The 1,332-nt window shown below is 39.1% G+C and carries 2 protein-coding genes; both read right to left on the reverse strand.

Annotation, left to right across the window (positions count from 1 at the left end; all coding sequences use genetic code 11):
- On the reverse strand, positions 1 to 892 hold an 892-nt coding region (locus A7P55_RS11940), incomplete at its 3' end, for a helix-turn-helix domain-containing protein (protein ID WP_171552268.1).
- The gene (locus tag A7P55_RS11945; RefSeq protein ID WP_171552269.1) at positions 889 to 1,293 is read right to left on the reverse strand and encodes an HNH endonuclease; all 405 of its coding nucleotides are present in this window, start codon (positions 1,291 to 1,293) and stop codon (positions 889 to 891) included. The genes A7P55_RS11945 and A7P55_RS11940, both read right to left, overlap by 4 nt.
- Between the last annotated feature and the right edge of the window lie 39 nt (positions 1,294 to 1,332).

Genomic DNA, 1,332 nt, shown 5'->3' on the forward strand with positions numbered 1-1,332 from the left:
TTTCCGCTAATTGTTCAGACCACTTTTCGATATTCTTTGGATCCTTCAGCATGGTTTCTAAGCGAACCGCAAGCTGCTCATGCGATTCATTACCAACGGCGTATTTACCGAAGTCAGGCAAGCGAGATAATTTTCCTGCTAAAAACTTGATCTGTTTTTCAGAGAGTGGATTTTCAGATTTAGATCCTGATTTGTTGATTGGATGTGCTGAATGATTCAAGCGATCCATTTTTGCTTTTGCTGAAAGTAACCAGTTTGCAAAGTGGTAAATCATCAAATCATCACACATTGATTTTTCTGCATTGAAAATCTCGAAAGCTCTAAACTCACGATTGAACCAAGTCGATGAAATGATGTCATTTGGATTGATCGTTGGATTGGCTTGAGCAATTTCCAAACTCAACTTTTTTGAACAAAGCCAATGTTTTTTATTTATAGATTCATTTGGAGAGTTATATGGGAGGTTCTGTGTCCCAATATTGGTACTGGTACCAAACCCAATATTGGGACTACTCGGAGTCCCAATATTGGTACTAGTGCCGTTATTGGAACCAGTACCTAAATTGATACCTGTTCCGTTTTCGGTACTAGTACCTTTTTTGGTACTGGTTGTTGAGTCTTCTTCGCGGCCCAGAACACCAATTAATTGGTAGATTTTTACGCCATTTCCTACTATTTCGCCCGTAAACTTAATATGAGAATCAGCTTCAAGCTCGTCTAAAACCTTCATGATTGTTTTGCGATTGAGTTTAGTATCTTTCTCCATTCTTTTTATGCTTGGAAAACACCGGTGGTTCTCCCCTGCACGATCAGCTAAAGTCAAAAGTACAAGGCGCTGGCTACCGTTTTTAACGTCAGCCTTCCACGCCCAAATTGTTGCATCTAAACTCATTCTCCCCCCTCGTCAGGTTCATCGTACTCAGTACCTTTTGATGAATTGCATGACTTACACATTGTTTGGAGGTTTTCTATTGTTGAAACACCACCTAAGATCTCTGGCTTAATATGATCCAGTGTTAAATTCTTCTGAACACCACAGGTAACGCACTTGAATCCATCGCGCTCATAAACCTCAAGACGAAGCTTCATACCAATTTTCTTTTTGATATATTTTTTCGGTGTTTTTTCAGTTTTCCGCCCCAAAACGTCTCGGCCATATTGCGCCATAAGCACAGCATCCAAAATCATGTTTGCACATGGGTTGCACAAAATAACTGCTGGATGAATTTTGCTGTAATAATCGACCGCATAATCTTCTTCGCAATATTGGCAAATTACATATTCATTTTTCATGTTGTAGCTCCTATAAAATTAGCTTTAATTACAACATGA

This window comes from Acinetobacter sp. Ac_5812 (genome assembly GCF_013072695.1).
Taxonomy (GTDB): Bacteria; Pseudomonadota; Gammaproteobacteria; order Pseudomonadales; family Moraxellaceae; genus Acinetobacter.

Coding starts and splice junctions, on each gene's coding strand:
- A7P55_RS11945 (WP_171552269.1), bottom strand. CDS start 1,293: ATGAAAAATGAATATGTAATTTGCCAATATTGCGAAGAAGATTATGCG.